General features: G+C 71.7%; 19 protein-coding genes. 8 read left to right on the top strand and 11 right to left on the bottom strand.

Going from position 1 to position 23,179, the window contains the following annotated elements; translation table 11 throughout:
• Positions 1 to 52: 52 nt before the first annotated feature.
• The 3 genes from ACZ5NW_RS09365 to ACZ5NW_RS09355 all read right to left on the bottom strand — a co-directional run bounded on the left by ACZ5NW_RS09365 (position 53) and on the right by ACZ5NW_RS09355 (position 3,735).
• Positions 53 to 2,389, bottom strand: coding sequence for an ABC transporter permease (locus tag ACZ5NW_RS09365; protein ID WP_468743188.1), 2,337 nt, complete (start codon positions 2,387 to 2,389; stop codon positions 53 to 55).
• Between the two features lie 81 nt (positions 2,390 to 2,470).
• A complete protein-coding gene (locus ACZ5NW_RS09360) occupies positions 2,471 to 3,223 on the bottom strand; it encodes an ABC transporter ATP-binding protein (protein ID WP_468743187.1) in 753 nt (250 codons plus the stop codon).
• Positions 3,220 to 3,735 (bottom strand): PadR family transcriptional regulator, encoded by a 516-nt coding sequence (locus ACZ5NW_RS09355; protein WP_468743186.1) that lies wholly within the window; start codon positions 3,733 to 3,735, stop codon positions 3,220 to 3,222. Before ACZ5NW_RS09355 ends, ACZ5NW_RS09360 begins: the two co-directional genes overlap by 4 nt.
• A gap of 121 nt (positions 3,736 to 3,856) precedes the next feature.
• Here ACZ5NW_RS09355 and ACZ5NW_RS09350 point away from each other — a divergent pair, with 121 nt between their 5' ends.
• The 5 genes from ACZ5NW_RS09350 to ACZ5NW_RS09330 all read left to right on the top strand — a co-directional run bounded on the left by ACZ5NW_RS09350 (position 3,857) and on the right by ACZ5NW_RS09330 (position 10,511).
• A complete protein-coding gene (locus tag ACZ5NW_RS09350; protein ID WP_468743185.1) occupies positions 3,857 to 5,128 on the top strand; it encodes an ABC transporter substrate-binding protein in 1,272 nt (423 codons plus the stop codon).
• 146 nt (positions 5,129 to 5,274) lie between these two features.
• The gene (locus ACZ5NW_RS09345) at positions 5,275 to 6,900 is read left to right on the top strand and encodes a glycoside hydrolase family 13 protein (RefSeq protein WP_468743184.1); all 1,626 of its coding nucleotides are present in this window, start codon (positions 5,275 to 5,277) and stop codon (positions 6,898 to 6,900) included.
• Positions 6,901 to 6,966: 66 nt separating this feature from the next.
• Positions 6,967 to 8,295 (top strand): ABC transporter substrate-binding protein, encoded by a 1,329-nt coding sequence (locus tag ACZ5NW_RS09340; protein ID WP_468743183.1) that lies wholly within the window; start codon positions 6,967 to 6,969, stop codon positions 8,293 to 8,295.
• Positions 8,296 to 8,301: 6 nt separating this feature from the next.
• Positions 8,302 to 9,675 carry an ABC transporter permease subunit gene (locus ACZ5NW_RS09335; protein ID WP_468743182.1) on the top strand — a complete coding sequence of 458 codons (1,374 nt, stop codon included), beginning with the start codon at positions 8,302 to 8,304 and terminating at the stop codon, positions 9,673 to 9,675.
• Positions 9,672 to 10,511, top strand: coding sequence for a carbohydrate ABC transporter permease (locus ACZ5NW_RS09330; RefSeq protein WP_468743181.1), 840 nt, complete (start codon positions 9,672 to 9,674; stop codon positions 10,509 to 10,511). The genes ACZ5NW_RS09335 and ACZ5NW_RS09330 overlap by 4 nt, the downstream gene beginning before the upstream one ends.
• A 71-nt stretch (positions 10,512 to 10,582) precedes the next feature.
• Here ACZ5NW_RS09330 and pgl read toward each other — a convergent pair whose 3' ends face one another.
• Genes pgl through tkt form a run of 5 tightly spaced genes read right to left on the bottom strand, consistent with a single transcriptional unit; the run spans position 10,583 to position 17,262 of the window.
• On the bottom strand, positions 10,583 to 11,365 hold the full coding sequence (gene pgl, locus ACZ5NW_RS09325; RefSeq protein ID WP_468743180.1) for a 6-phosphogluconolactonase: 783 nt from the start codon (positions 11,363 to 11,365) through the stop codon (positions 10,583 to 10,585).
• Positions 11,362 to 12,477, bottom strand: a complete 1,116-nt coding sequence (opcA, locus tag ACZ5NW_RS09320; RefSeq protein ID WP_468743179.1) for a glucose-6-phosphate dehydrogenase assembly protein OpcA — start codon at positions 12,475 to 12,477, stop codon at positions 11,362 to 11,364. The genes pgl and opcA overlap by 4 nt, the downstream gene beginning before the upstream one ends.
• Entirely contained in the window at positions 12,474 to 14,000 is a 1,527-nt protein-coding gene (zwf, locus tag ACZ5NW_RS09315) for a glucose-6-phosphate dehydrogenase (RefSeq protein ID WP_468743856.1), read from the bottom strand. Before zwf ends, opcA begins: the two co-directional genes overlap by 4 nt.
• A 22-nt stretch (positions 14,001 to 14,022) precedes the next feature.
• The gene (tal, locus tag ACZ5NW_RS09310; RefSeq protein ID WP_468743178.1) at positions 14,023 to 15,141 is read right to left on the bottom strand and encodes a transaldolase; all 1,119 of its coding nucleotides are present in this window, start codon (positions 15,139 to 15,141) and stop codon (positions 14,023 to 14,025) included.
• A 33-nt stretch (positions 15,142 to 15,174) separates the two neighbouring features.
• Complete coding sequence (tkt, locus tag ACZ5NW_RS09305; protein ID WP_468743177.1) at positions 15,175 to 17,262, bottom strand: transketolase; 2,088 nt, start codon at positions 17,260 to 17,262, stop codon at positions 15,175 to 15,177.
• A gap of 414 nt (positions 17,263 to 17,676) precedes the next feature.
• Between tkt and ACZ5NW_RS09300 the strand changes: the two genes are divergently transcribed.
• The 3 genes from ACZ5NW_RS09300 (at position 17,677) to ACZ5NW_RS09290 (ending at position 20,227) form a co-directional block, all read left to right on the top strand.
• Positions 17,677 to 18,594: a heme o synthase gene (locus tag ACZ5NW_RS09300; protein ID WP_468743176.1), complete on the top strand. Its 918-nt coding sequence runs from the start codon at positions 17,677 to 17,679 to the stop codon at positions 18,592 to 18,594.
• 83 nt (positions 18,595 to 18,677) lie between these two features.
• On the top strand, positions 18,678 to 19,025 hold the full coding sequence (locus ACZ5NW_RS09295; RefSeq protein ID WP_468743175.1) for a hypothetical protein: 348 nt from the start codon (positions 18,678 to 18,680) through the stop codon (positions 19,023 to 19,025).
• Between the two features lie 95 nt (positions 19,026 to 19,120).
• On the top strand, positions 19,121 to 20,227 hold the full coding sequence (locus ACZ5NW_RS09290; protein ID WP_468743174.1) for an amidohydrolase family protein: 1,107 nt from the start codon (positions 19,121 to 19,123) through the stop codon (positions 20,225 to 20,227).
• Between the two features lie 28 nt (positions 20,228 to 20,255).
• Here ACZ5NW_RS09290 and ACZ5NW_RS09285 read toward each other — a convergent pair whose 3' ends face one another.
• From ACZ5NW_RS09285 to ACZ5NW_RS09275, 3 genes are read right to left on the bottom strand one after another with little or no spacing between them, the layout of a single operon-like run.
• A complete protein-coding gene (locus ACZ5NW_RS09285; RefSeq protein WP_468743173.1) occupies positions 20,256 to 21,263 on the bottom strand; it encodes a COX15/CtaA family protein in 1,008 nt (335 codons plus the stop codon).
• Positions 21,264 to 21,311: 48 nt separating this feature from the next.
• Positions 21,312 to 22,082, bottom strand: a complete 771-nt coding sequence (locus ACZ5NW_RS09280; protein WP_468743172.1) for an ABC transporter permease — start codon at positions 22,080 to 22,082, stop codon at positions 21,312 to 21,314.
• Positions 22,079 to 23,002, bottom strand: a complete 924-nt coding sequence (locus ACZ5NW_RS09275) for an ABC transporter ATP-binding protein (protein ID WP_468743171.1) — start codon at positions 23,000 to 23,002, stop codon at positions 22,079 to 22,081. The genes ACZ5NW_RS09280 and ACZ5NW_RS09275 overlap by 4 nt, the downstream gene beginning before the upstream one ends.
• Between the last annotated feature and the right edge of the window lie 177 nt (positions 23,003 to 23,179).

The raw sequence follows: 23,179 nt of genomic DNA, 5'->3' as shown, positions 1-23,179 counted from the left end.
GCTCGGGCCACGGCGCCCCGGGCCCCCTCAGGTCACGGCGCCCCGGGTCCGCTCAGGCCACGGCGCTCAACGTGTCCGCGAGACGGCGGCGGGCCGCGCGCGCGGCGGGCAGCGCGGCCAGCGCGGCGGCGCCCAGGACGGCGGCGGCCCCGAACAGGACCAGCAGGGCCGGCGACGGACCCCGCGCGATCCCGCTGCCGATGCCGCTCGACCGGCCCTGGGCGTCGATCAGCCAGTGCGCGAGCGGCGCACCGAGGGCCGTGCCGACGAGGACGGCGGCCAGCGTGGTGAGGCCCGTGGCGGTGACGGTGACGGCGGTGATCTGGCGCGGGGACAGCCCGATCGCCTTGAGCGCCAGCAGGTCGCGCTCCCCCTCGCGCACGGCACCGCCGATCGTCGTCAACAGCTCGATCAGCCCGATGAGCGCGAGCACCGCGATCAGGCCGACGACGACGCCGCGCAGGGGCGAGAGCCCGTCGGCCGGGTTGGGCACGGTGTGCACGTCGAGGTGTCCGAGCCCGGCACCGGCCAGGCGGTCGGCGACCTCGTGCGGGTCGGCGCCGGGGCGCAGCCGCACCTGGTAGAGGGTGGGGGAGAGCCCCGGGTCGTTCTCGCGGAGGGTGTCGAGCGAGGTGGAGATGACCCGGCCGGCGTTCTTCGGCTCGATGCTGCGGCCGACGATGTGCAGGATCTGCGGCTGCTCGCCGACCGTCATCCGCACCCAGTCGCCGACCCGGATGTCCAGCAGATCGAGCAGCCCCTGTCCGGCCACGGCCTCGTCGGCGCCGCGCGCGGGGCGGCCGGCGGCCAGGGTGTAGGGGTAGGGGTCCTGCTGGGTGCCGAGGCCGCGCAGGGCGATCGTGGCCGTCTGGCCCGGCACCAGGGCGGCCACCTCCACGCCCGGATAGGCCGCGGCGACCTGCGGATCGCGTTCCAGGAGCGCGCGGGCGCCACGGTCGCCGAGGCCGGCGTCCGCGTGGACGGTGAGCGCGGCCGGCAGGCCGGTCCGCTCCGGGTGGCTGTGAAAGCGGTCGATGGTGGCCCACGCGCTCATCGCCACCACGATCAGCAGCAGCGGCAGCGCCAGCCGGGCCACCGTGGCCAGTGACCGCAGGCGGCGCGGGAAGGCCTTGTGCCAGCCCAGGACCAGCGCGGGCGGCAGCCGCAGCCCCACGGCCCGGTCGCGGTCCGTCGTCGTGGCCGACGGGAAGGTGACGGTCAGGCCCAGTGCCCACCGCGCGACGCCCGACAGCCGCCCGCCCGGCGCCGCCGCGGGCCGCGGTACCGGCACCGGGGACACCCGTCCCGCCCGCCAGGCCGCGAGCCCGGTCGTCGCCCCGATGAACAGCACCGCCGCCACCGGCACCGCGAAGAGCGCCACCGTGTGCCCGGGCAGCCCCTGCCACACGCCGAGCGCGTCCCCGAGCCGCCCCGGGACCCTGCTGCCCAGGCCCTGGGTGAGCACGGCCGCGGCGACGGCGCCGAGCAGCGCGTAGGCGATGTGCTGGAGCAGGAAGACGCGGACGACCTGGCCCGGGGTGAAGCCGATCGCCTTCAGCACCGAGAGGTCCCGCAGATGGCCGCGGATACGGGTGGCGATCGCCCCGTGCACGGCGAGCCCGGCGGCGACCAGCGCGCCGAGCCCGAACAGGCCCAGCACCTGCCCCAGCAGCCGGTTGTCGCCCTGGGCCTCGGCCCGCGCCTGCTGCCAGGTGGAGACCTCGCCGATGGCGCCGGCGCCGAGGACGGTGACGGCGCGCTGGACGGCGTACCCCGTGTCGTCCGGGTCGGTCAGGCGCACTCCGATGACCTGGCCGGTGGGGTGGGGTACGGCGGACGGAAGCGCCCAGACGAGGCCCGGCTGCTCACCCGGGCGGTAGCGCGGCTCGGCGCTGTCGGCCACCCCGAGGACGGTCACCTTCCGCGCGGAGTCCGGCAGGGTGAGCGTGTCGCCCGGTTCGGCAAGCAGCGCGCGGGCGAGACGGGTCTCCAGGACCACGCCGTCCGGGTCGGCGGGCTCCAGCCAGCGTCCCGCGGTGAGCAGCGGGCGACCGACGGAGGGGCGCTCGGGGGTGCCGCGCAGTTCGACGGAGGCGCGGGCGCCCCGGGAGGCGAGGGTGGTGGAGGCCGTGGGGTAGGGGCCGGCGACCGCGTCGACGCCGTCCAGGCCGGCGACCTTGTCGAGCTGTGCGGAGGCGCCGGTGTGGATCCACACATGGGCGCCGCGCGCCTGGGTGAAGACCCGCTGCCAGGGGTTGGTGGCGTAGCCGAACAGGGCCGTGGCCAGCAGCAGCGAGACGACGATCCCGGCGGTGGCCAGCACCAGGAACAGTGCCTCGCCGCGATGCGTGCGCAGATCGGAGTGCGCCCAGCGCAAGGTGGCCCGCACCCGGATCAGCCCCCCGCCCCACGGCCACGATCATGGCGCCGCCGCTCGTACCGCTGCTGCCGTCCCTCGCTCCGCCGCATGTCAGTCCCTGAGCTCCAGCACTCCGGATATCCCGGTCCTGCGGGCCGGGGTGCCGTCCAGCTCCGCGTCGTCGGCTATGCGTCCGTCGAAGAAGCTGATCACCCGGTCCGCCGCGCTGGCCAGCCGGGCGTCATGGGTGACCAGCACGATCGTCTGGCCGCGCTGGTGGAAGCGGGAGAGCAGCCGCATCACCTCGCGGGTGCCCTTGCTGTCCAGGCTGCCGGCGGGCTCGTCGGCGAGCAGCAGCGGGGGATGGTTGACCAGTGCCCGGGCCAGCGCCACCCGCTGCTGCTCACCGCCGGACAGCTCGCCCGGCATGCTCCGCTCCTTGCCCGCGAGGCCCAGCTCGGCCAGCAGTTCCTCCCGCTCGGCGCGCGCTCGCTTCGGCGGCAGGCCCGCCAGCAGCGCGGGCAGCTCCACGTTGTCGGCGACGGACAGGTTGGACACGAGGTTGAAGAACTGGAAGACGATCCCGATCCGCTTCCTGCGTTCCACCGCCCAGCGGGCCTCGCTCCAGGCGTCGGTGCACGCGCCGTCGAGCCAGATGGTGCCGGCGTCCGGCCGCTGGAGCCCGCCGAGCAGGTGCAGCAGGGTCGACTTGCCGGCGCCCGACGGGCCGGTGACGGCCACGAACTCGCCCGGCGTCACCCTCAGGCCGACCCCGCGCACGGCGTGCGCCGGGGCGCCCTCGCCGTGATGGGTCTTGATCAGACCCTCGGCGCGCAGGACAGCTGTCGTGGGACTGTCGCTCACTCCAGCTCCTCCAGCTCTTCCTGGCACCGCTCCAGCCAGTCGAGGTCGGCCTGCAGGTGCAGCATCGCGCCCTCGATCAGCAGATGGGCGATGCGGTTGTCCCGGTCTTCGGCGGCGGCGAGTTTCGACAGGTTGCGCATGGTGTTGAGGTACTGGCGCCGCTGTTTGTTGATGAGGGCGATCTGGTCGGCGAGACCCGTGCGCGGGGCGAGCGCCAGCTTCATGAAGAACTCGTCCCGCACCCGCGGCTCGTCCTCGGGCTCCGCGAACCAGGCGCGCAGCGCGTCCCGCCCGGCGTCGGTGAGGTGGTAGACCTTCTTGTTGGGCCGGCTCGACTGCTCGACGTCCTCGCCCTCGATCAGCCCTTGCTTCTCGAGGCGTCCGAGGGTTACGTAGATCTGGCCGACGTTGGGCTGAGGGTACGCGGAGCCCAGCATCTGCTCAAGGTCCTGCTTGAGCTCGTAGCCATGGGCCGGACCGCGGGCCAGGAGAGCCAGGAGGTGCAGGCGCACGCGTGCTGTCCTCCTGTCCGGTCAATGTGCTCCAGGCCCTAGTATCGCCCATACCTAACAGGTATACATGGCCTCTGACTCCGGGCGACGGTGCCCGGCGCCGGTGTGCAAGGAGGAACCTATGCGGTGGATCCATGCCGCGGGTAGGGGCCTCCTCGTTCTCGCCGTCGTCCTGAGCGGTTACGTCGCCTCCGGAGCCCATGCCGACGAGGGCGCCGCGGGCGGCCGGGGCCCGCTCACCCTCGCCACCGCCGGCGACCTCACCGGCTACCTCGGCCCCCTCCTGGAGGGCTGGAACCGCGCCCACCCCGGCGAGCGGGTCACCCTCGTCGAGCTCCCGGACTCCGCCGACGAGACCCACGCGCAGATGGTGACCGACCTGCGCGGCGGCGACCGCAGCCGCTTCGACGTCCTGAACATCGACGTCAACTGGACGTCCGAGTTCGCGGCCGCCGGCTGGATCCGTGCGCTGCCCCGCGACCGCTTCCCGCTGGACACCTTCCTGCCGCCGGTCGTCGACACGGCGACCTACGACGACGAGCTGTACGCCGTCCCGTACGTCACCAACGCCGGCCTGCTCCTGTACCGCAAGGACGTGCTCGCCGCCGAGGGCGTCCCGCCCCCGCGCACCTGGGCCGAGCTGGAACAGGACGCGCGGACCATCGCGCCGAAGTACGGCCTCGACGGCTACGCGGGCCAGTTCCTGCCGTACGAGGGGCTCACCGTCAACGCGGCCGAGGTCGTCTACTCGGCGGGCGGCACGATCCTCGGCGACGAGGGCGCCCGCGTCACGGTGAACTCCGCGGCGGCCCGCGAGGGCATCGGCTTCCTCGCCCGCGGCGTCAGCGAGGGCTGGATACCGAGAGAGGCGCTGACGTACAAGGAGGAGGAGTCCAAGCAGGCGTTCCAGGACGGCCGGCTGCTCTTCCTGCGCAACTGGCCCTACGCCTACGTCGTCGCGTCCGCCGAGGGCTCCCCGGTCGCCGGGAAGGTCGGCGCCGTACCGCTGCCCGGGCCGGACGGTCCCGGCACCAGCGTGCTCGGCGGCTCCAACCTCGCCGTCACCGCGCACACCCGGCACCCCGACTCCGCCGCGCGTCTGATCGCGTATCTCACCAGCGAGCCCGTCCAGCGCCAGGTCCTCACGCGCGGCGCGCTGCCGCCCGTACGGGCCGCGCTGTACGAGGATCCCGAGCTGGTCCGGCGGTTCCCGTATCTGCCGACCCTGCGCGAGAGCGTGCTCGCCGCCGCGCCGCGCCCCAAGAGCCCGCGCTACGACCAGGTGAGCCTGGTCGTGCAGGCGGTCGTGCACGACGCGATGACCGGGCGGCAGACGCCCGAGGCCGCCGTGCGGCGACTGGCGCGGGAGCTCGCCGCGATCTCCGGCCGTTAAGCCGCCTCTAGTTACATGTTAGGTAACGCCGACGTCTCATCTCGCACCTTCTTGCCCCAATATATGCGCGTTTTCCGGGGCAACTGCTCAGTAGCTTCTGTTCCGTTCATTGACACCCTCCGGAAACGCCTACCTAACATGCATGCATGTTGAGTAAGCACCACTGGTGGCGCGACGCCGTGATCTACCAGGTGTACGTCCGCAGCTTCCTGGACAGCACCGGTGACGGCGTCGGCGATCTCGCCGGGGTCCGCGCCGGGCTGCCGTACCTGAGGAAGCTCGGTGTGGACGGGATCTGGCTGAGCCCCTTCTACCCCTCGCCGCAGCACGACCACGGCTACGACGTGGCCGGATACTGCGACGTCGACCCGCTCTTCGGCGACCTCGCCGAGTTCGACCTGCTGATGACGGCCGCCCGGCGGCTCGGCATCAAGGTGCTCCTGGACATCGTCCCCAACCACTGCTCCAGCGAGCACCCGTGGTTCGGCGAGGCCCTCGCCGCCGCCCCCGGCAGCCCGGCCCGCGCCCGCTTCCACTTCGCCGACGGCCGGGGACCCGACGGCGCCGAGCCGCCCAACAACTGGTACTCCATGTTCGGCGGCCCGGCCTGGACCCGGGTGACCGAGCCGGACGGCCGGCCCGGCCAGTGGTACCTGCACATGTTCGCGCCCGAGCAGCCCGACTGGAACTGGCGCAACCCCGAGATACCCGCCGAGTTCGACAAGGTCCTGCGCTTCTGGCTCGACCGGGGCATCGACGGCTTCCGCATCGACGTCGCCGCCGGCCTCTTCAAGCACCCGGACCTGCCCGACTCCGACGACCCCGAGGCGGACGCCCGCACCCGCGACTCGGTCAACCCGCTCGCCTGGAACCAGCCCGAGGTGCACGACGTATGGCGGCACTGGCGGTCGGTGTGCGAGGAGTACACGGCCCGGGACGGCCGTGAGCGGCTGCTCGTCGGCGAGGTGTCCGTCCCGACCGCACGGGAACACGCGCGATACGTCCGCCCCGACGAACTCCACCAGGCCTTCTTCTTCGACCTGCTCAGCGCCCCCTGGAACGCCGACGCCTTCCGCAAGGTCATCTCCGAGGCCATGCAGGACATAGCCGGAACCGGCTCCACGGTCACCTGGGTCCTCAACAACCACGACCAGGTCCGCACCGTCACCCGCTACGGCGAACCCGCGACGGAGGGCAGCGGTCTCGGCGCCGCCCGCGCCCGCGCCGCCGCCCTGCTGATGCTGGCGCTGCCCGGAGCCGCGTACATCTACCAGGGCGAGGAGCTCGGGCTGCCCGAGGTCGTCGATCTGCCCGACGACGTGCTCACCGACCCGATCTTCCGCCGCACCGGCAGCCGGGCCCGCATCCGCGACGGCTGCCGGGTGCCGCTGCCGTGGTCCGGGCACGCCTCGCCGTTCGGCTTCACCTCCGGTGCCGAGGGCGCCAGACCGTGGCTGCCGCAGCCGCCGTACTTCGCCGAATACGCCACCGACCGCGCCCTCGCCGACACCCGCTCCTTCTGGCACCTGTACCGCGACGGTCTCCAACTGCGCGCCCAGCTGCCCCAGTTGGGCGAGGGAACCCTGCGCTGGCTGGACACCCCGCCCGGCGTCCTCGCCTTCGTGCGCGGCGACGGCCTGGTCTGCGCCGTCAACTTCACCACGGCGCCCACGCCCGCACCGGTCGGCGGCACCCCGCTGCTGTCCAGCGGCCCTTGCCCGTCCGGGGTCCTGCCCGGCTCGACGGCGGCCTGGTGGCTCGCCGACCTCTGATCCCCCCGCTCGACGGTCCACCCCCCGTTCGACCGTCCATTCCCCATCCCCGAAGGGACATCAACGATGATGCGACGACGTACGACCCTGCTCACCGGCTGCACCGCCCTCGCCCTCGCGTTCGGCGCCACCGCCTGCGGAGGCGACGAGCCGGTCTCGGCCGGCGGCGGCGACAAGGCGCTGGGCGGTCAGACGGTCACCGTCGCCGGAGTCTGGTCCGGCAGCGAGCAGAAGAACTTCCAGAAGGTGCTGGACGCGTTCAGCGAGAAGACCGGCGCCAAGACGCAGTTCGTGTCCACCGGCGACAACGTCTCCACCGTCGTCGGCAGCAAGATCGAGGGCGGCAACGCGCCCGACGTCGTGATGGTCCCGCAGGTCGGCGTCCTCCAGCAGTTCGCCGCGAAGGGCTGGCTCAAGCCGCTGTCGGCGACCGCCCAGAAATCGGTCGACGCCAACTACGCCCCGGTGTGGAAGACGTACGGCAGTGTCGGCGGCACCCTCTACGGCCTGTACTTCAAGGCCGCCCACAAGTCGACCGTCTGGTTCAGCCCGCAGGCCCTCACCCAGGCCGGCGTCACGCCCCCCAAGACCTACGACGACCTGCTCAAGGCCGGGCACACCGTCTCCGACTCCGGGCTCGCCGCCTTCGCGGTGGCCGGACAGGACGGCTGGACCCTCACCGACTGGTTCGAGAACATCTACCTCTCCCAGGCCGGCCCCGAGAAGTACGACGCCCTCGCCGCGCACAAGCTCAAGTGGACCGACGCCTCCGTGGTCCAGGCGCTCACCACGCTCGGGCAGCTCTTCAAGGACAAGCAGCTCATCGCCGGCGGCCAGAACGGTGCCCTGAACACCGACTTCCCCGGCTCGGTGGAGAAGGTGTTCGGACCCAAGCCCGAGGCAGGCATGGTCTACGAGGGCGACTTCGTCGCCGGTGTCGCCAAGGACCAGTTCGGCAAGGCGATCGGTGAGGACGCGGACTTCTTCCCCTTCCCTGCGGTCGGCACGGGCGAGGCCCCCGTCGTCAGCGGCGGTGACGCCGCCGTCGTCCTGAAGGACGGCAAGAACTCCGAGGCCGGCATGAAGCTCCTGGAGTACCTGGCCACCCCCGAGGCCGCCGCCGTCTGGGCGAAGGCGGGCGGCTTCCTGTCGCCCAACAAGAAGCTGAACCCCGCCTCGTACGGCGACGCCGTCACCCGGACCACCGCCAAGTCCCTGATCGCGGCCGGCGACTCGGTCCGCTTCGACATGTCCGACCAGGCCCCGGCGGCCTTCGGCGGCACCAAGGGGACCGGCGAGTGGAAGATCCTCCAGGACTTCCTGCGCGACCCCTCCGACCCGAAGGGAACCGCGGCGAAGCTGGAGACCGCGGCGGCCAAGGCGTACGGGAACTGATCCACGATGACCGCCACGACCCTCGTCACCGAGAAGGAGGCGGGCCACCCGCCGCCGCGTACCTCCCCCGCCGCCCGCGCGCGGCGCACGCGGCGGCGGGGGCGGATCGTCGCCCTCCTCTTCGTCTTCCCCGCCCTGCTGCTGCTCGGCGCGCTCGTCGTCTACCCGGTGCTGTTCTCCGTCGGCCGCAGCTTCTTCGACGCCTCCGGCACCCGCTTCGTCGGCGGCGACAACTACACCGAGATGTTCGAGGACCCGGCCACGCTGAAGGCCATCCGCAACACCACGATCTGGGTGGTCGTCGCCCCGGCCCTGCTGACCGGCCTCGGCCTGATCCTCGCCGTCCTGGTGGAGAAGGTCCGCTGGGCCACCGCCTTCAAGCTGCTGCTCTTCATGCCGATGGCCGTCTCCTTCCTCGCCGCCGGCATCATCTTCCGGCTCGCCTACGACGAGGACCCGGACAAGGGCGTGCTGAACGCCGCGGTGGTCTCCGTCCACGACGCCTTCACGGGCACGTCGACGTATCCGACGGCACGGGCACGCGACGGGCAGGGACTCGCGCCGGGCCGCGACGGCTCGTACGCCACGACCGCCGGCGTGTCGCCCGGGTCCACGACGGCGCTCGGCCTGGTCGGGGTGCTCCCCGAGGACCTGCCCGAGGGCGCCGCACCCGCCGCCGGGGCAGCCGCCCGCAAGGCCGCCGCGGACGAACTGCGCGGCGTCGTCTACCTCGACTTCACACCCGGCGGCGGAGGCCGACAGGGCCGGGTCGACGCACGCGAGAGCGGGCTCCCGCGGATCAGGGTCGAGGCGGTCCGCGACGGGAGGACGGTCGCGAGCACCACCACCGCGTCCGACGGCTCCTTCCGCTTCTCCGGGCTGGACGCGGGCACGTACACGCTGAGGCTGCCCGCCGCCAACTTCGCGCCGCCGTACGACGGGGTCTCGTGGCTCGGCCCGACGCTCGTCACCCCGGCGATCATCGGCGCCTACCTGTGGATCTGGACCGGCTTCGCGATGGTCCTGATCGGCGCGGGCCTGTCCACGCTGCCCCGGGACGCCCTCGAAGCGGCCCGCATGGACGGGGCGAACGAGTGGCAGATCTTCCGCCGGATCACGGTGCCGCTGCTGGCCCCGGTCCTGACGGTCGTCTTCGTCACCCTCGTCATCAACGTGATGAAGGTCTTCGACCTCGTCTACATCATCGCGCCGGGGCCGGTGCAGGAGGACGCCACCGTGCTCGCGACACAGATGTGGCTGGTGTCCTTCGGCGGGGGCAACAACCAGGGCCTCGGCAGCGCCCTCGGGGTGCTGCTCCTGCTGCTGGTGATCCCCGCGATGGTCTTCAACGTCCGCCGCTTCCGAAGGAGTCAGCGATGAACGCCGTCCGGCGGTATCTGGCCAGCGGTCTCGTCCAGGCCTTCCTCGTGGTGATCGGCCTGGTCTGGCTGACGCCGCTCGCGGGACTGTTCGTCTCCTCGCTGCGGTCGGCCCAGGACACGGCGAAGGGCGGCTGGTGGACGGCCCTGTCCAGCCCCGGGCAACTGTCCTTCGACAACTACTCGGCGCTGCTGAAGAACGCCGGGATGACCCAGGCCTTCTGGAACACCGTGCTGATCTCCGTGCCGGCCACGACCCTGGTCGTCGTCATCGCGGCGCTCGCCGGATACGCCTTCGCCTGGCTGGACTTCCCGCTGCGCGAACCGCTCTTCCTGCTGGTGGTCGCCCTGCTGGTGGTCCCGGTGCAGATCGGACTGCTGCCGGTCGCCAAACTCTTCGGCGAACTCGGCCTGTTCGGCACGATCCCGGGCGTGGTCCTCTTCCATGTCGCCTACGGACTGCCGTTCGCGGTGTTCCTGCTGCGCAACTACTTCGCCGAGATGCCGAAGGAGATGCTGGAGGCGGCCCGGATGGACGGCGGCAGCGAATGGCGCATCTTCACCCGGCTGGTCCTGCCGGTGGGGCGCCCGGCGATCGCGTCGCTGGCGATCTTCCAGTTCCTGTGGGTGTGGAACGACATGCTGGTGGCGCTGCTCTTCGCGGACAGCTCGTCGCAGCCGCTGACCGTGGAACTCCAGTCCCAGATACGGCAGTTCGGCAGCAACATCGATGTGCTGGCGCCGGGGGCGTTCCTGTCACTGATCGTGCCGGTGGCCGTGTTCTTCGCCTTCCAGCGGCACTTCGTGCAGGGCGTCATGGCCGGGTCGGTCAAGTAGGCCGCGATGACGCCCGGTTCGGTCGAACAGGCGGCGGTGGGGGCGGCGGCACGGGGCGCCGCCCCCACCGCTCACGGCGACGCCGGCGGATACAGCGAGCGCGGCAGCCGGGAGGCCGCCGCCGTGTCCAGCAGCCACAGGGTGCGGGCCCGGCCGCGGGCCCCCGCCGCCGGGGCCTGGATCTCACCCGCGCCGGACAGGGCGATCGCCGCGGCCTGCGCCTTGTCCTCGCCGGCCGCGAGCAGCCACACCTCGCGGGCCGCGCGGATCGCGGGCAGCGTGAGCGTCACCCGGGTCGGCGGCGGCTTGGGCGCGCCGCGCACCCCGACCACCGTGCGGTCCGTCTCCCGTACGGCCGGGTGCTCGGGGAAGAGCGAGGCCACATGGGTGTCGGGGCCGACGCCCAGCATCAGGACGTCGAAGGTGGGCACGGCGCCGTGGTTCTCCGGGCCGGCCGCACGGGCCAGCTCGTCGGCGTAGGCGGCGGCCGCCGCCTCCACGTCCGCGCCGTGGGGACCGTCCGACGCGGGCATGGCGTGCACGCGCTTCGGGTCCAGCGGCACGGCGTCCAGCAGTGCCTCGCGGGCCTGCGTGACATTGCGCTCGGGGTCGCCCTCGGGCAGGAAGCGCTCGTCGCCCCACCAGAGGTCGAGCCGGCCCCAGTCGATCGCGTCCCGGGCCGGTTCGGCGGCCAGGGCGGCCAGCAGGCCGTTGCCGTTGCGGCCGCCGGTGAGGACCACGGACGCCTGCCCCCGGGAGGCCTGCGCGTCCACGATCTTCGTGATCAGGCGGGCCGCGGCGGCCTGCGCCATCAGTTCCTTGTCGCGGTGCACGACGAGCTGGGGTGCGCTCATGTCGCCGCCGCCTTCTTCACCGGTTCCGGCTTCTTCACCGGTTCCGGCGCCGCCTCCTGGCCCGCGGGAGCTTCAGCGGCCTCCTCGGCCGGAGCCTCGGCGTCTCCTTTGGCAACCGGCTCACCGGCCTCGGGGGCGGCCGTCGGCTCATCGGCCACGGTGACGGTCACCACCGTCTCCTCCGCCTCCGTGTTCAGCCGCTCCACCCCGAACCGCAGCGCCGAGGCGTAGGTGTCGTCGGGGTCGAGACGCCGCAGCTCCTCCGCGATCAGCTCGGCCGTGTCGCGGCGCTTGAGCGCCACCGCGCGGTCCGGCTGACCCTGGATCGACAGCGTCGCCAGCGAGCCGTCGGCCCGGTCGAGGACGATGGGGCCGCAGTCGGTCGCCATGCGCACCGCCGTCAGCCCCGGCCCGCCGGAGGGCGAGCGCCGCACCGGTACGGCCAGCCGATCCGCGAGCCACATGGCCAGCAGCTCACAGCTCGGGTTGAACTCCTCGCCCTCCACCTCGACCGACTCCACCGTGCAGGTGACCTGGTCGAGGGCGGCGGCCAGCATCGAGCGCCACGGGGTGATCCGGGTCCAGGACAGGTCGGTGTCGCCCGGGGTGTAGGTCTCGGCGCGCGCGCCCAGCTCCCGCACCGGCTGCTCGGCCGCGTAGGTGTCGGTGACCCGGCGCTGCGCCAGGGCGCCCAGCGGGTCGTTCGCCGGGTCGAGGGGCGCGTTCACCGGCCACCAGACGACGACGGGGGCGTCCGGCAGCAGCAGCGGGAGGACCACCGACTGGGCGTGGTCCACGATCTCGCCGTACAGCCGCAGCACCACCGTCTCGCCGGTGCCCGCGTCCGCGCCCACCCGCACCTCGGCGTCGAGGCGGGACGAGGTGCGGTCGCGGGGACTGCGCGAGACGCGCTTGATGACCACCAGCGTGCGCGAGGGGTGCTCGCGCGACGCGTCGTTGGCGGCCTTCAGCGCGTCGTAGGCGTTCTCCTCGTCCGTGACGATGACCAGGGTGAGCACCATGCCGACGGCCGGCGTGCCGATGGCCCGGCGGCCCTGCACCAACGCCTTGTTGATCTTGCTGGCGGTGGTGTCCGTGAGGTCTATCTTCATGGCCGGCGCCAGCTCCGTCCGTCTCGCTCCAGCATCTCGTCGGCCTCGACCGGCCCCCATGTACCCGACGGGTACTGGGCGGGCCTGCCGTTCGCGTCCCAGTACTGCTCGATCGGGTCGAGGATCTTCCAGGACAGCTCGACCTCCTCGGTGCGCGGGAAGAGGTTCGAATCGCCGAGCAGCACGTCCAGGATCAGCCGCTCGTACGCCTCCGGGCTGGACTCGGTGAAGGACTCGCCGTAGGCGAAGTCCATCGACACGTCCCGGATCTCCATCGACGTGCCCGGCACCTTGGAGCCGAAGCGGACCGTCACGCCCTCGTCCGGCTGGACGCGGATGACGATCGCGTTGGAGCCCAGCTCCTCGGTGGCCGTCGTGTCGAAGGGGGAGTGCGGGGCGCGCTGGAAGACGACCGCGATCTCGGTGACCCGGCGGCCCAGCCGCTTGCCGGTGCGCAGATAGAAGGGGACGCCCGCCCAGCGGCGGTTGTCCACCTGGAGCTTGATGGCCGCGTAGGTGTCCGTCTTGGACTGCGGGTCGATGCCGTCCTCTTCGAGATAGCCGACGGCCTTCTCGCCGCCCTGCCATCCCGCCGCGTACTGTCCGCGCACGGTGTCCCGGCCCAGGTCCCGCGGCAGCCGGACCGCGCCGAGCACCTTGGTCTTCTCGGCCGCGAGGGCGTCCGCGTCGAAGGAGGCGGGCTCCTCCATCGCGGTCAGCGCCATCAGCTGCAGGAGGTGGTTCTGGATGACGTCACGGGCCGAGCCGATGCCGTCGTAGTAGCCCGCCCGGCCGCCGATGCCGATGTCCTCGGCCATCGTGATCTGCACATGGTCCACGAAGGACCGGTTCCAGATCGGCTCGAACATCGTGTTGGCGAAGCGCAGCGCCAGGATGTTCTGGACGGTCTCCTTTCCCAGGTAGTGGTCGATGCGGAAGACCTGCTCGGGGGAGAAGACCTCGTGCACGACCGCGTTGAGCTCCTCGGCCGACTTCAGGTCGTGGCCGAACGGCTTCTCGATGACCGCGCGCCGCCAGGAGCCCTGCTTCTGATCGGCCAGGCCGTGCTTCTTCAGCTGCTGGATGACCACCGGGAAGGAACGCGGCGGCACCGAGAGATAGAAGGCGAAGTTGCCGCCCGTGCCCTGCGCCTTGTCGAGCTCCTCGATCGTGGCCCGCAGTCGCTCGAAGGCATCGTCGTCGTCGAAGGTGCCCTGCACGAACCGCATGCCCTGGATGAGCTGCTGCCAGACCTCCTCGCGGAACGGGGTGCGGGCGTGCGCCTTGACGGCGTCGTGCACCTCGGCGGCGAAGTCCTCGTGCTCCCACTCCCGGCGGGCGAAGCCCACCAGTGAGAAGCCCGGCGGCAGCAACCCGCGGTTGGCGAGGTCGTACACGGCGGGCATCAGCTTTTTGCGTGACAAATCACCCGTGACGCCGAAAATGACCAGGCCCGACGGCCCCGCGATACGCGGGAGCCGTCGGTCTGCGGGGTCACGCAGCGGATTGCTGCTCGAAAGCAGCGGATGGCTGCTTGACAAAGTTTCAGCCCTCCGAGGGGGCGAGGCGCTCCAGCTCCGCCTCGGTCGACTTCAGCAGGTCGTTCCAGGACGCCTCGAACTTCTCGACGCCCTCGTCCTCCAGCAGCTGGACCACGTCCTTGTACGAGATCCCGAGCTTCTCGACGGCGTCGAGGTCGGCGCGGGCCTGCGCGTAGCCGCCGGTGATGGTGTCGCCGGTGATCGAGCCGTGCTCCTCGGTGGCCACCAGGGTCGCCTCCGGCATGGTGTTCACCGTGTTCGGCGCCACCAGGTCGTCGACGTAGAGGGTCGGCTTGTAGGCCGGGTCCTTCACACCCGTGGAGGCCCACAGCGGACGCTGCTTGTTCGCGCCCGCGCTCTCCAGCGCGCTCCAGCGATCCGAGGAGAAGACCTCCTCGTACGCCTGGTAGGCGAGCCGCGCGTTGGCGACGGCGGCCTTGCCGCGCAGCGCCTTGGCCTCGTCGGTGCCCAGCGCGTCGATCCGCTTGTCGATCTCGGTGTCCACACGGGACACGAAGAAGGACGCGACCGAGTGGATCAGGGACAGGTCCAGGCCCTTGGCCTTCGCCTTCTCCAGACCCGAGAGGTAGGCGTCCATGACCTCGCGGTAGCGCTCCAGCGAGAAGATCAGCGTGACGTTGACGCTGATGCCGTTGCCGATGACCTCGGTGATCGCCGGCAGACCCGCCTTGGTGGCCGGGATCTTGATCAGCGTGTTGGGACGGTCGACCAGCCAAGCCAGCTGCTTGGCCTCGGCGACGGTCGCCTTGGTGTTGTGCGCCAGGCGCGGGTCGACCTCGATCGAGACCCGGCCGTCCTGGCCGCCGGTGGCGTCGAAGACCGGGCGCAGGATGTCGGCGGCGTCCCGGACGTCCGCCGTCGTGATCATGCGGACGGCCTCTTCGACGGTGACCTTGCGGGCGGCGAGGTCTTCGAGCTGCTGCTCGTAGCCGTCGCCGGACGAGATCGCCTTCTGGAAGATCGTCGGGTTGGTGGTGACGCCCACGACGTGCTGCTGGTCGATCAGCTCGGCGAGATTGCCGGAGGTGATCCGCTTGCGCGACAGGTCGTCCAGCCAGATCGCGACGCCTTCCTCGGAGAGGCGCTTGAGTGCGTCTGTCATGGAATTACATCTCCTACGTGTCGTATATGGGCGTCAGCGCTGGGCGGCGGCGATGGATTCCCGGGCCTGGGCGGCCACGTTCTCGGCAGTGAAGCCGTACTCCTGGAAGAGGACCTTGCCGTCGGCCGAAGCGCCGAAGTGCTCCAGGGAAACGATGCGTCCGGCGTCACCGACGTACTTGTGCCACGTGAGACCGATACCGGCCTCGACCGCGACGCGCGCCTTCACCGACGGCGGGAGCACGGACTCCCGGTACCCCTGGTCCTGCTCCTCGAACCACTCCACGGACGGCATGGACACGACGCGCGTGGGCACGCCGTCGGCCTCCAGCTGCTCGCGCGCCTCGACGGCGACGTGCACCTCGGAACCGGTGGCGATGAGGATGACCTCGGGCGAACCGTTGGAGGCCTCGAACAGGACGTAGCCGCCCTTCGCCGCGTCCTCGTTCGGCTCGTACACCGGCACGCCCTGGCGGGTCAGCGCCAGACCGTGCGGGGCGCCCTTGCCGAAGACCTTCGTGTAACGCCTGAGGATCTCGCGCCAGGCGATCGCGGTCTCGTTGGCGTCCGCCGGGCGGACCACGTTCAGGCCCGGGATCGCGCGCAGCGAGGCCAGGTGCTCGACCGGCTGGTGCGTCGGGCCGTCCTCGCCGAGGCCGATGGAGTCGTGCGTCCACACGTACGTCACCGGCAGGTGCATGAGGGCCGACAGACGCACCGCGTTGCGCATGTAGTCGGAGAACACCAGGAAGGTGCCGCCGTAGATACGGGTGTTGCCGTGCAGCGCGATGCCGTTCATCTCCGCGGCCATGGAGTGCTCGCGGATGCCGAAGTGGATCGTGCGGCCGTACGGGTTCGCCTCCGGCAGCGGGTTGTCCGCGGGGAGGAACGACGACGTCTTGTCGATCGTCGTGTTGTTGGAGCCGGCCAGGTCGGCCGAGCCGCCCCACAGCTCGGGGATCACCGCGCCGAGCGCCTGGAGCACCTTGCCGGACGCGGCGCGCGTCGCGACACCCTTGCCGGGCTCGAAGACCGGGAGCTTCTCCTCCCAGCCGGCCGGCAGCTCACCGGCGCTGATCCGGTCGAACTCGGCCGCGCGCTCGGGGTTGTTGTCGCGCCACAGCTGGAACTGCTTCTCCCACTCAGCCTTGGCCTCGGCGCCGCGCTCCAGGGCCTTGCGGGTGTGGGTGATGACCTCCTCGGAGACCTCGAAGGTCTGCTCGGGGTCGAAGCCCAGGACGCGCTTGGTGGCCGCGACCTCGTCGTCGCCGAGCGCCGAGCCGTGCGCGGCCTCGGTGTTCTGCGCGTTCGGGGCGGGCCAGGCGATGATCGAGCGCATCGCGATGAAGGACGGCTTGTCGGTGACCGTCTTGGCCTTCTGGATCGCCTCGTAGAGGGCGGCCGGGTCGAGGTCGCCGTTGGCCTGCGGCTCGACGCGCTGCACATGCCAGCCGTACGCCTCGTAGCGCTTGACGGTGTCCTCGGAGACGGCCGTCTCGGTGTCGCCCTCGATCGAGATGTGGTTGTCGTCCCACAGCAGGACCAGGTTGCCGAGCTGCTGGTGGCCCGCGAGGGAGGACGCCTCGGCGGAGATGCCCTCCTGGAGGCAGCCGTCGCCGGCGATGACGTAGATGAAGTGGTCGAAGGGCGACTCGCCGGCCGGGGCCTCCGGGTCGAACAGACCGCGCTCGTAGCGGGCGGCCATCGCCATGCCGACGGCGTTGGCGACACCCTGGCCCAGCGGACCGGTCGTCGTCTCCACGCCCACGGTGTGGCCGTACTCCGGGTGGCCCGGGGTCTTCGAACCCCAGGTGCGGAAGGACTTCAGGTCGTCCAGCTCCAGGCCGAAGCCGGCCAGGTACAGCTGGGTGTAGAGGGTCAGGGACGAGTGGCCCGCGGACAGCACGAAACGGTCACGCGCGACCCAGTCGGCGTCCGCCGGGTCGTGCCGCATCACCTTCTGGAAGAGGGTGTACGCGGCGGGCGCCAGGCTCATCGCCGTACCCGGATGGCCGTTGCCAACCTTCTGTACGGCATCGGCGGCCAGGACGCGGGCGGTGTCCACGGCCCGCTGGTCCACTTCGGTCCACTCGAGGTCTGTGGTGGTCGGCTTGGTGCTCACCCTGAGTCAGGGCTCCTCTCCACATGTCGAATACCGGCTGTTCCGGGCGCGCGCCCACCGGCTGCCGGTGCACTGGATGCCCACCGGCCGCTGTCGAGCCTACCCCCGTGGGGACGTGCATTTTTTCGAGTCATTCCAGACTGCCGGGACTCCTCGCGATCCGCCTCCCGACTGGCCGAAGAGGCGTTCGGCAACTGAATACGGAGGCGCTCATCTGACCGCTCAATCGGGTCTCGACACGCACGTCGGAGCAGGTCGACCAACACGACCCCACCCCCGCGAATGTCCGGGTCTGGGCAACGTCTACAGTGGCGTGGTACGCGCGAGCCTTTACCGGGACCTCACACGGGGAGGCTTGCTGGGATGTCTCTGTCAGGGGTGTGCGTGACGGCCGTTGAATCCCGTCCAGCGGGGATGATCGGGACGAGCCAGAGCCCGAGCCGGCGGCCGATCGGGGCCCGGGTCAAGGCGTTCGTGGCGCTGACCAAGCCGCGGATCATCGAGCTGCTGCTGATCACCACCGTTCCGGTGATGTTCCTGGCGGAGCAGGGCGTGCCCGACCTCGGTCTGGTGCTGCTCACCTGCGTCGGCGGCTACCTCTCCGCGGGCGGCGCCAACGCCCTCAACATGTACATCGACCGCGACATCGACGCCCTGATGGACCGCACCTCGCAGCGGCCCCTGGTCACCGGCATGGTCAGCCCGCGCGAGTGCCTGGCCTTCGGCATCGCCCTCGCCGTGGTCTCCACGCTGCTGTTCGGCCTCACCGTCAACTGGCTGTCCGCCTGGCTGTCGCTCGCCGCGCTCCTCTTCTACGTCGTCGTCTACACGATGATCCTCAAGCGCCGGACCGCGCAGAACATCGTCTGGGGCGGCATCGCCGGCTGCATGCCGGTGCTCATCGGCTGGACCGCCGTCACCGACTCCCTCGCCTGGGCCCCGGTCATCCTCTTCATGGTGATCTTCTTCTGGACGCCGCCGCACTACTGGCCGCTGTCCATGAAGGTGAAGGAGGACTACGCGCGCGTGGGCGTACCGATGCTCCCCGTCGTCGCCTCCAACAAGGTCGTCGCCCGGCAGATCGTCGTCTACAGCTGGGTGATGGTCGGGGTGTCGCTGCTGCTGACGCCGCTCGGCTACACGGGCTGGTTCTACACGGCGGTGGCGCTCGCCGCCGGCGGCTGGTGGCTGTGGGAGGCGCACGCCCTGCAGAACCGCGCCAAGGCGGAGGTGACGGGCGCGAAGCTGAAGGAGATGCGCCTGTTCCACTGGTCCATCACCTATGTCTCGCTGCTCTTCGTCGCGGTGGCGGTCGACCCCTTCCTGCGCTGACACCCGCCCCGACGCGGCGCTGACACGCAGGTCACAGCGCCCTGCTCTCGCCAGTCGATCTACTCGTGAGTAGCATCCTGCTCATGGCAGACACGCAGCAGGCAGACACGCAGCAGACCGAGGCGAAGGCCGACGCGAAGGCCGCCCGCGACGTGGCCCGCCTCGCCAAGAGGATCGGCGCCTTCTCCAAGGCGCACGGCGGGGCCGAGGCCCAGATCGCGTACATCGGGGAGCGCGGCGCCCGCGTCGTCCTGGTGGGCGAGGACGGCGGCTGGGGCGACCTGGTGGCGCCCTCCTACGAGATCGCCGAGCAGGCCGTCGAGAAGTCCGGGCTCACCCGCCACGAGGCGTTCGACGGCGAGTTCGCCGCCAAGGTGACGACCGGGTCGTACGAGTGGAAGCGCATGGCGGGCATTCAGGTGGGCGGCTGAACCGCCGGCCCCCAACACCTCCTCCCGGGTTCACCCGTTAGGACGGGTAGCGCCGTCCAACCGGACGGGTAGCACCGTCTGCACGGGGAGCCCGGATGATCGAAACGCCGTCCCTCGTGGACCAGTACTGCCATGGCATACTGCGCACCGAGCTGGGCCTCGGCACCTTCGAGGCCCAGCTGGCCCGCACCGAGGGCCCGCCCGCGCCCGGCACCACCCTCTTCGACACCCAGACCGGCTTCGCCGTACGCCGCTGGTGTCCCCCCTTACTCGGCCTGGAGCCGCACTGCCCGCCCGCCCGCTATCTGGCCCGGCGTCGTGAACTCGGCGTACTGGAAGCGGGCCGCAGGCTGCTGCGCGGATCCGGCATCACGACCTATCTCGTCGACACCGGCCTGCCCGGCGATCTGACCGGCCCCGCCGAGATGGCCACCGCCGCCGGCGCCCACGCCCGCGAGATCGTGCGGCTCGAACTCCTCGCCGAACAGGTCGCCGACACCTCCGGCACCGTCGAGTCCTTCCTCGCCAACCTCGCCGAGTCGGTGCACGGGGCCGCCGGGAACGCCGTCGCCTTCACCTCGGTCGCGGGCGTACGGCACGGTCTGGCGCTGGCACCCGAGCCGCCCGGGCCGGGCGAGGTGCGCGGCGCGGCGGGCCGCTGGCTGGCCGGACGCCGGGTGGGCGGCGAGCTGAGCGACCCGGTGCTGCTGCGGCATCTGCTGTGGATCGCCGTCGCCTCCGGGCTGCCGCTGCAACTGCACGCGGGGCTCGCGGAGCCCGGGGCGCGCATCGACCGCACCGATCCGGTGCTGCTGACGGACTTCGTCCGGGCGACCGCCGGCCTCGGGACCGATCTGGTCCTGCTGCACGGCTACCCCTACCACCGCAACGCCGCGCACCTCGCCGGGGTCTTCCCGCACGTGTACGCCGACTCCGGCGCCGCCCTGGTCCGCACCGGCGCCCGGGCGGCCACCGTCCTCGCCGAGATCCTGGAGCTGGCGCCCTTCGGCAAGATCCTCTTCTCCAGCGGCGCCGGAGGACTGCCCGAGCTGCACGTGGTGGGCGCCCGCCTGTTCCGCGAGGCGCTCGGCCGGGTGCTGGGCGGCTGGGTCGCCGAGGGCGCGTGGTCCCTGGGGGACGCCCAGCGGGTGGCCGGGATGGTGGCGGCGGGCAACGCGCGCCGGGTCTACGGGCTCGACTGACGCGAACGGGGCGGCCGAGCCCGGCGGGTCAGGCGTTGGTCAGCATCGGCTCGGCGGACGGTCCCGGCAGGTCCGCCGTCGGCCCGGGCCGCTCCCGCAGCGACAGCAGCACGCGCAGCACCCAGATCCACATCACGGCGGAGCCGAGCATATGGGCCGCGACCAGGGCCTCGGGGAGGTCCGTGAAGTACTGGGTGTAGCCGATGGCGCCCTGGGCCAGCAGGACGAGGAACAGCTCCCGGGTCCGGTCCAGCGGTCCCTTGGGGGCGTCCACCGCCTTCAGCACGAACCACAGGGCGAAGGTCAGCGTCACCACGATCCACGCCAGCACCGCGTGCAGCTTGGCCACCGTCTCCCAGTCCAGCGGCATCCGGTCGACCTCGCTGGAGTCGCCCGCGTGCGGGCCGGCGCCGGTGACGACCGTGCCGACCGCGATCAGCAGCGTCGACGCCGCGACCAGGAACCACACCAGCTGCTGCACCGCCTTGCCGACCAGCGGCCGGGGCGCCCCGTCGCCCTCCCGGGTCCGCTGCCACATCACCGCCGCCACGGCGATCAGCGCCGAGGAGAGCAGGAAGTGCGCGGCGACCGTGTACGGGTTGAGGCCGACCAGGACGACGACGCCGCCGAGCACCGCGTTGCTCATGACGACCCAGAACTGCGCCCAGCCCAGCCGGGTCAGGCTGCGCCGGTACGGTTTCTCGGATCGGGCGGCGATGATCGCCCAGCCGACGGCCGCGCACAGCACATACGTCAGCATGCGGTTGCCGAACTCGATGGCCCCGTGGAAGCCCATCGCGCTGGTCGCGGTGAGCGAGTCGTCGGTGCACTTGGGCCAGGTCGGGCAGCCGAGGCCCGAGCCGGTGAGGCGGACGGCGCCGCCGGTGACCACGATGACCACCGACATGACGAGTGCGGCGAGGGCCGCCCGCTGAACCGTCCGGGGGTGCGGGGTCCAGCGTTCGGCGATGAAGGCGAGCGGGTTGCGCACGGCGGCGGTGGCGTCGGCGCGGGTCAGCTTTGGCACGGGGTCCATCGTAGGGGGCCGCTTGTGCACGCTTTCACGAGGGTCGCGTGGTCCCGCTCACTCCCAGCGGAAGAACGTCCCGGCCGCCGCCAGCCCGACGACCGCCCACACCGCCAGGATTCCCAGGTCGCCCCACGGCATGGCGGCCCCGTGCTGGAGCACGTCCCGCAGACCGTCCGACAGGGCCGAGATCGGCAGCAGCCCGAGCACGTCCTGCGCGCCGGAGGGGAACTTGTCCATCGGGACGATGACGCCGCCGCCGACGAGGAGCAGCAGGAACACCAGGTTGGCGGCGCCCAGCGTCGCCTCCGCCCGGAGCGTGCCGGCCATCAGCAGGCCGAGGCCGGAGAAGGCGGCGGTGCCGAGGACCAGCAGGAGCAGGACGGCGAGGGGGTTGCCGTGCGGGGACCAGCCCAGGGCGAAGGCGATCACCGTGAGCAGGATCACCTGGAGGACCTCGGTGACCAGCACGGACGCCGTCTTCGCCGTCATCAGGCCCCAGCGGGGCAGCGGGGAGGAGGCGAGCCGCTTCAGCACGCCGTACCGCCGCTCGAAGCCGGTCGCGATGGCCTGGCCCGTGAACGCCGTCGACATCACCGCGAGTGCGAGGACGCCGGGGGTGAGGAAGTCGACGGCCTCGCCCTTGCCGGTGTCCACGATGTCGACGGAACTGAACAGGACCAGCAGCAGCGTCGGGATGACGACGGTGAGCAGCAGCTGCTCGCCGTTGCGCAGGAGCATCTTGGTCTCCAGCGCCGCCTGGGCCGCGATCATGCGCGGAAGCGGCGCCGCACCCGGCTTCGGGGCGTAGATGCCGGTGACGGTCACGAGCGCAGCTCCTTGCCGGTGAGTTCCAGGAAGACGTCTTCGAGGGTGTGGCGTTCCACCGAGATGCGGTCGGGCATCACGCCGTGCTGGGCGCACCAGGAGGTGACCGTGGCCAGCAGCTGGGGGTCGACCTTGCCCATGACCCGGTAGGAGCCCGGGGTCAGCTCGTCGGCCTGGGAGTCGGTGGGCAGCGCCTTGAGCAGGGAGCCGACGTCGAGGCCGGGGCGGCCGGTGAAGCGCAGGGTGTTCTCGGCGCCGCCGCGGCACAGCTGCTCGGGGGAGCCCTGGGCGATGACCCGGCCGGCGTCGATGATCGCGACGTCGTCGGCGAGCTGCTCGGCCTCGTCCATGTAGTGCGTGGTGAGGATGACGGAGACGCCGTCGGCGCGCAGGTCGCGGACCAGGTCCCAGGTGGCGCGGCGGGCCTGCGGGTCGAGTCCGGCGGTCGGCTCGTCGAGGAAGACCAGCTCGGGGCGGCCGACGACGGCCATGGCGAGGGCGAGGCGCTGCTGCTGGCCGCCGGAGAGGCGGCGGTAGGTGGTCCGGCCGCAGGAGTTGAGGCCGAGGCGCTCGATGAGGGCGTCGACATCCAGCGGGTGGGCGTGCAGCTTGGCCATGTGGCGCAGCATCTCGTCGGCCCGGGCGCCGGAGTAGACGCCGCCGGACTGGAGCATCACCCCGATCCGGGGGTGCAGCGCGCCGGCCTGCCGCACCGGGTCGAGTCCGAGGACGCGCACGGTGCCGGAGTCCGCTCTGCGGTATCCCTCGCAGGTCTCGATCGTGGTCGTCTTTCCGGCGCCGTTGGGGCCGAGGACGGCGGTCACGCCCGCCCGGGCCGTCAGGTCGAGGCCGTCCACCGCGGTTTTGGTGCCGTACCGCTTCACCAGGGCCTGGACCTGGACGACGGGATCGGTTCGCATGGCTCCAGAGTCTAGGGACGGAATCGGGGGCTCGGACCGGGGGGTGCGGGAACCGGTCGGAGGGCGGCGCCCTCGTTGGCTCGGGGGCGGTGCCATCGTGGCCGGACAGCGCCGGGTCCGGCCGATCGGAAGATCATTTCCCCAGGTCGGATTAGGTATGCCTAAGTGATGCAGGGC

This window comes from Streptomyces sp. NPDC032126, from assembly GCF_055580085.1.
The sequence above is the reverse complement of the archived record's forward strand: the minus strand, read 5'-3'. Positions and strand labels throughout refer to the sequence as shown.

Excerpts from the sequence above, each read along its gene's own strand:
- ACZ5NW_RS09350 (WP_468743185.1), top strand. The coding sequence starts at position 3,857 with ATGCGGTGGATCCATGCCGCGGGTAGGGGCCTCCTCGTTCTCGCCGTC.
- ACZ5NW_RS09345 (WP_468743184.1), top strand. The coding sequence starts at position 5,275 with ATGTTGAGTAAGCACCACTGGTGGCGCGACGCCGTGATCTACCAGGTG.
- ACZ5NW_RS09340 (WP_468743183.1), top strand. The coding sequence starts at position 6,967 with ATGATGCGACGACGTACGACCCTGCTCACCGGCTGCACCGCCCTCGCC.
- ACZ5NW_RS09335 (WP_468743182.1), top strand. The coding sequence starts at position 8,302 with ATGACCGCCACGACCCTCGTCACCGAGAAGGAGGCGGGCCACCCGCCG.
- ACZ5NW_RS09330 (WP_468743181.1), top strand. The coding sequence starts at position 9,672 with ATGAACGCCGTCCGGCGGTATCTGGCCAGCGGTCTCGTCCAGGCCTTC.
- pgl (WP_468743180.1), bottom strand. The coding sequence starts at position 11,365 with ATGAGCGCACCCCAGCTCGTCGTGCACCGCGACAAGGAACTGATGGCG.
- opcA (WP_468743179.1), bottom strand. The coding sequence starts at position 12,477 with ATGAAGATAGACCTCACGGACACCACCGCCAGCAAGATCAACAAGGCG.
- tal (WP_468743178.1), bottom strand. The coding sequence starts at position 15,141 with ATGACAGACGCACTCAAGCGCCTCTCCGAGGAAGGCGTCGCGATCTGG.
- ACZ5NW_RS09300 (WP_468743176.1), top strand. The coding sequence starts at position 17,677 with ATGATCGGGACGAGCCAGAGCCCGAGCCGGCGGCCGATCGGGGCCCGG.
- ACZ5NW_RS09295 (WP_468743175.1), top strand. The coding sequence starts at position 18,678 with ATGGCAGACACGCAGCAGGCAGACACGCAGCAGACCGAGGCGAAGGCC.
- ACZ5NW_RS09290 (WP_468743174.1), top strand. The coding sequence starts at position 19,121 with ATGATCGAAACGCCGTCCCTCGTGGACCAGTACTGCCATGGCATACTG.
- ACZ5NW_RS09285 (WP_468743173.1), bottom strand. The coding sequence starts at position 21,263 with ATGGACCCCGTGCCAAAGCTGACCCGCGCCGACGCCACCGCCGCCGTG.
- ACZ5NW_RS09275 (WP_468743171.1), bottom strand. The coding sequence starts at position 23,002 with ATGCGAACCGATCCCGTCGTCCAGGTCCAGGCCCTGGTGAAGCGGTAC.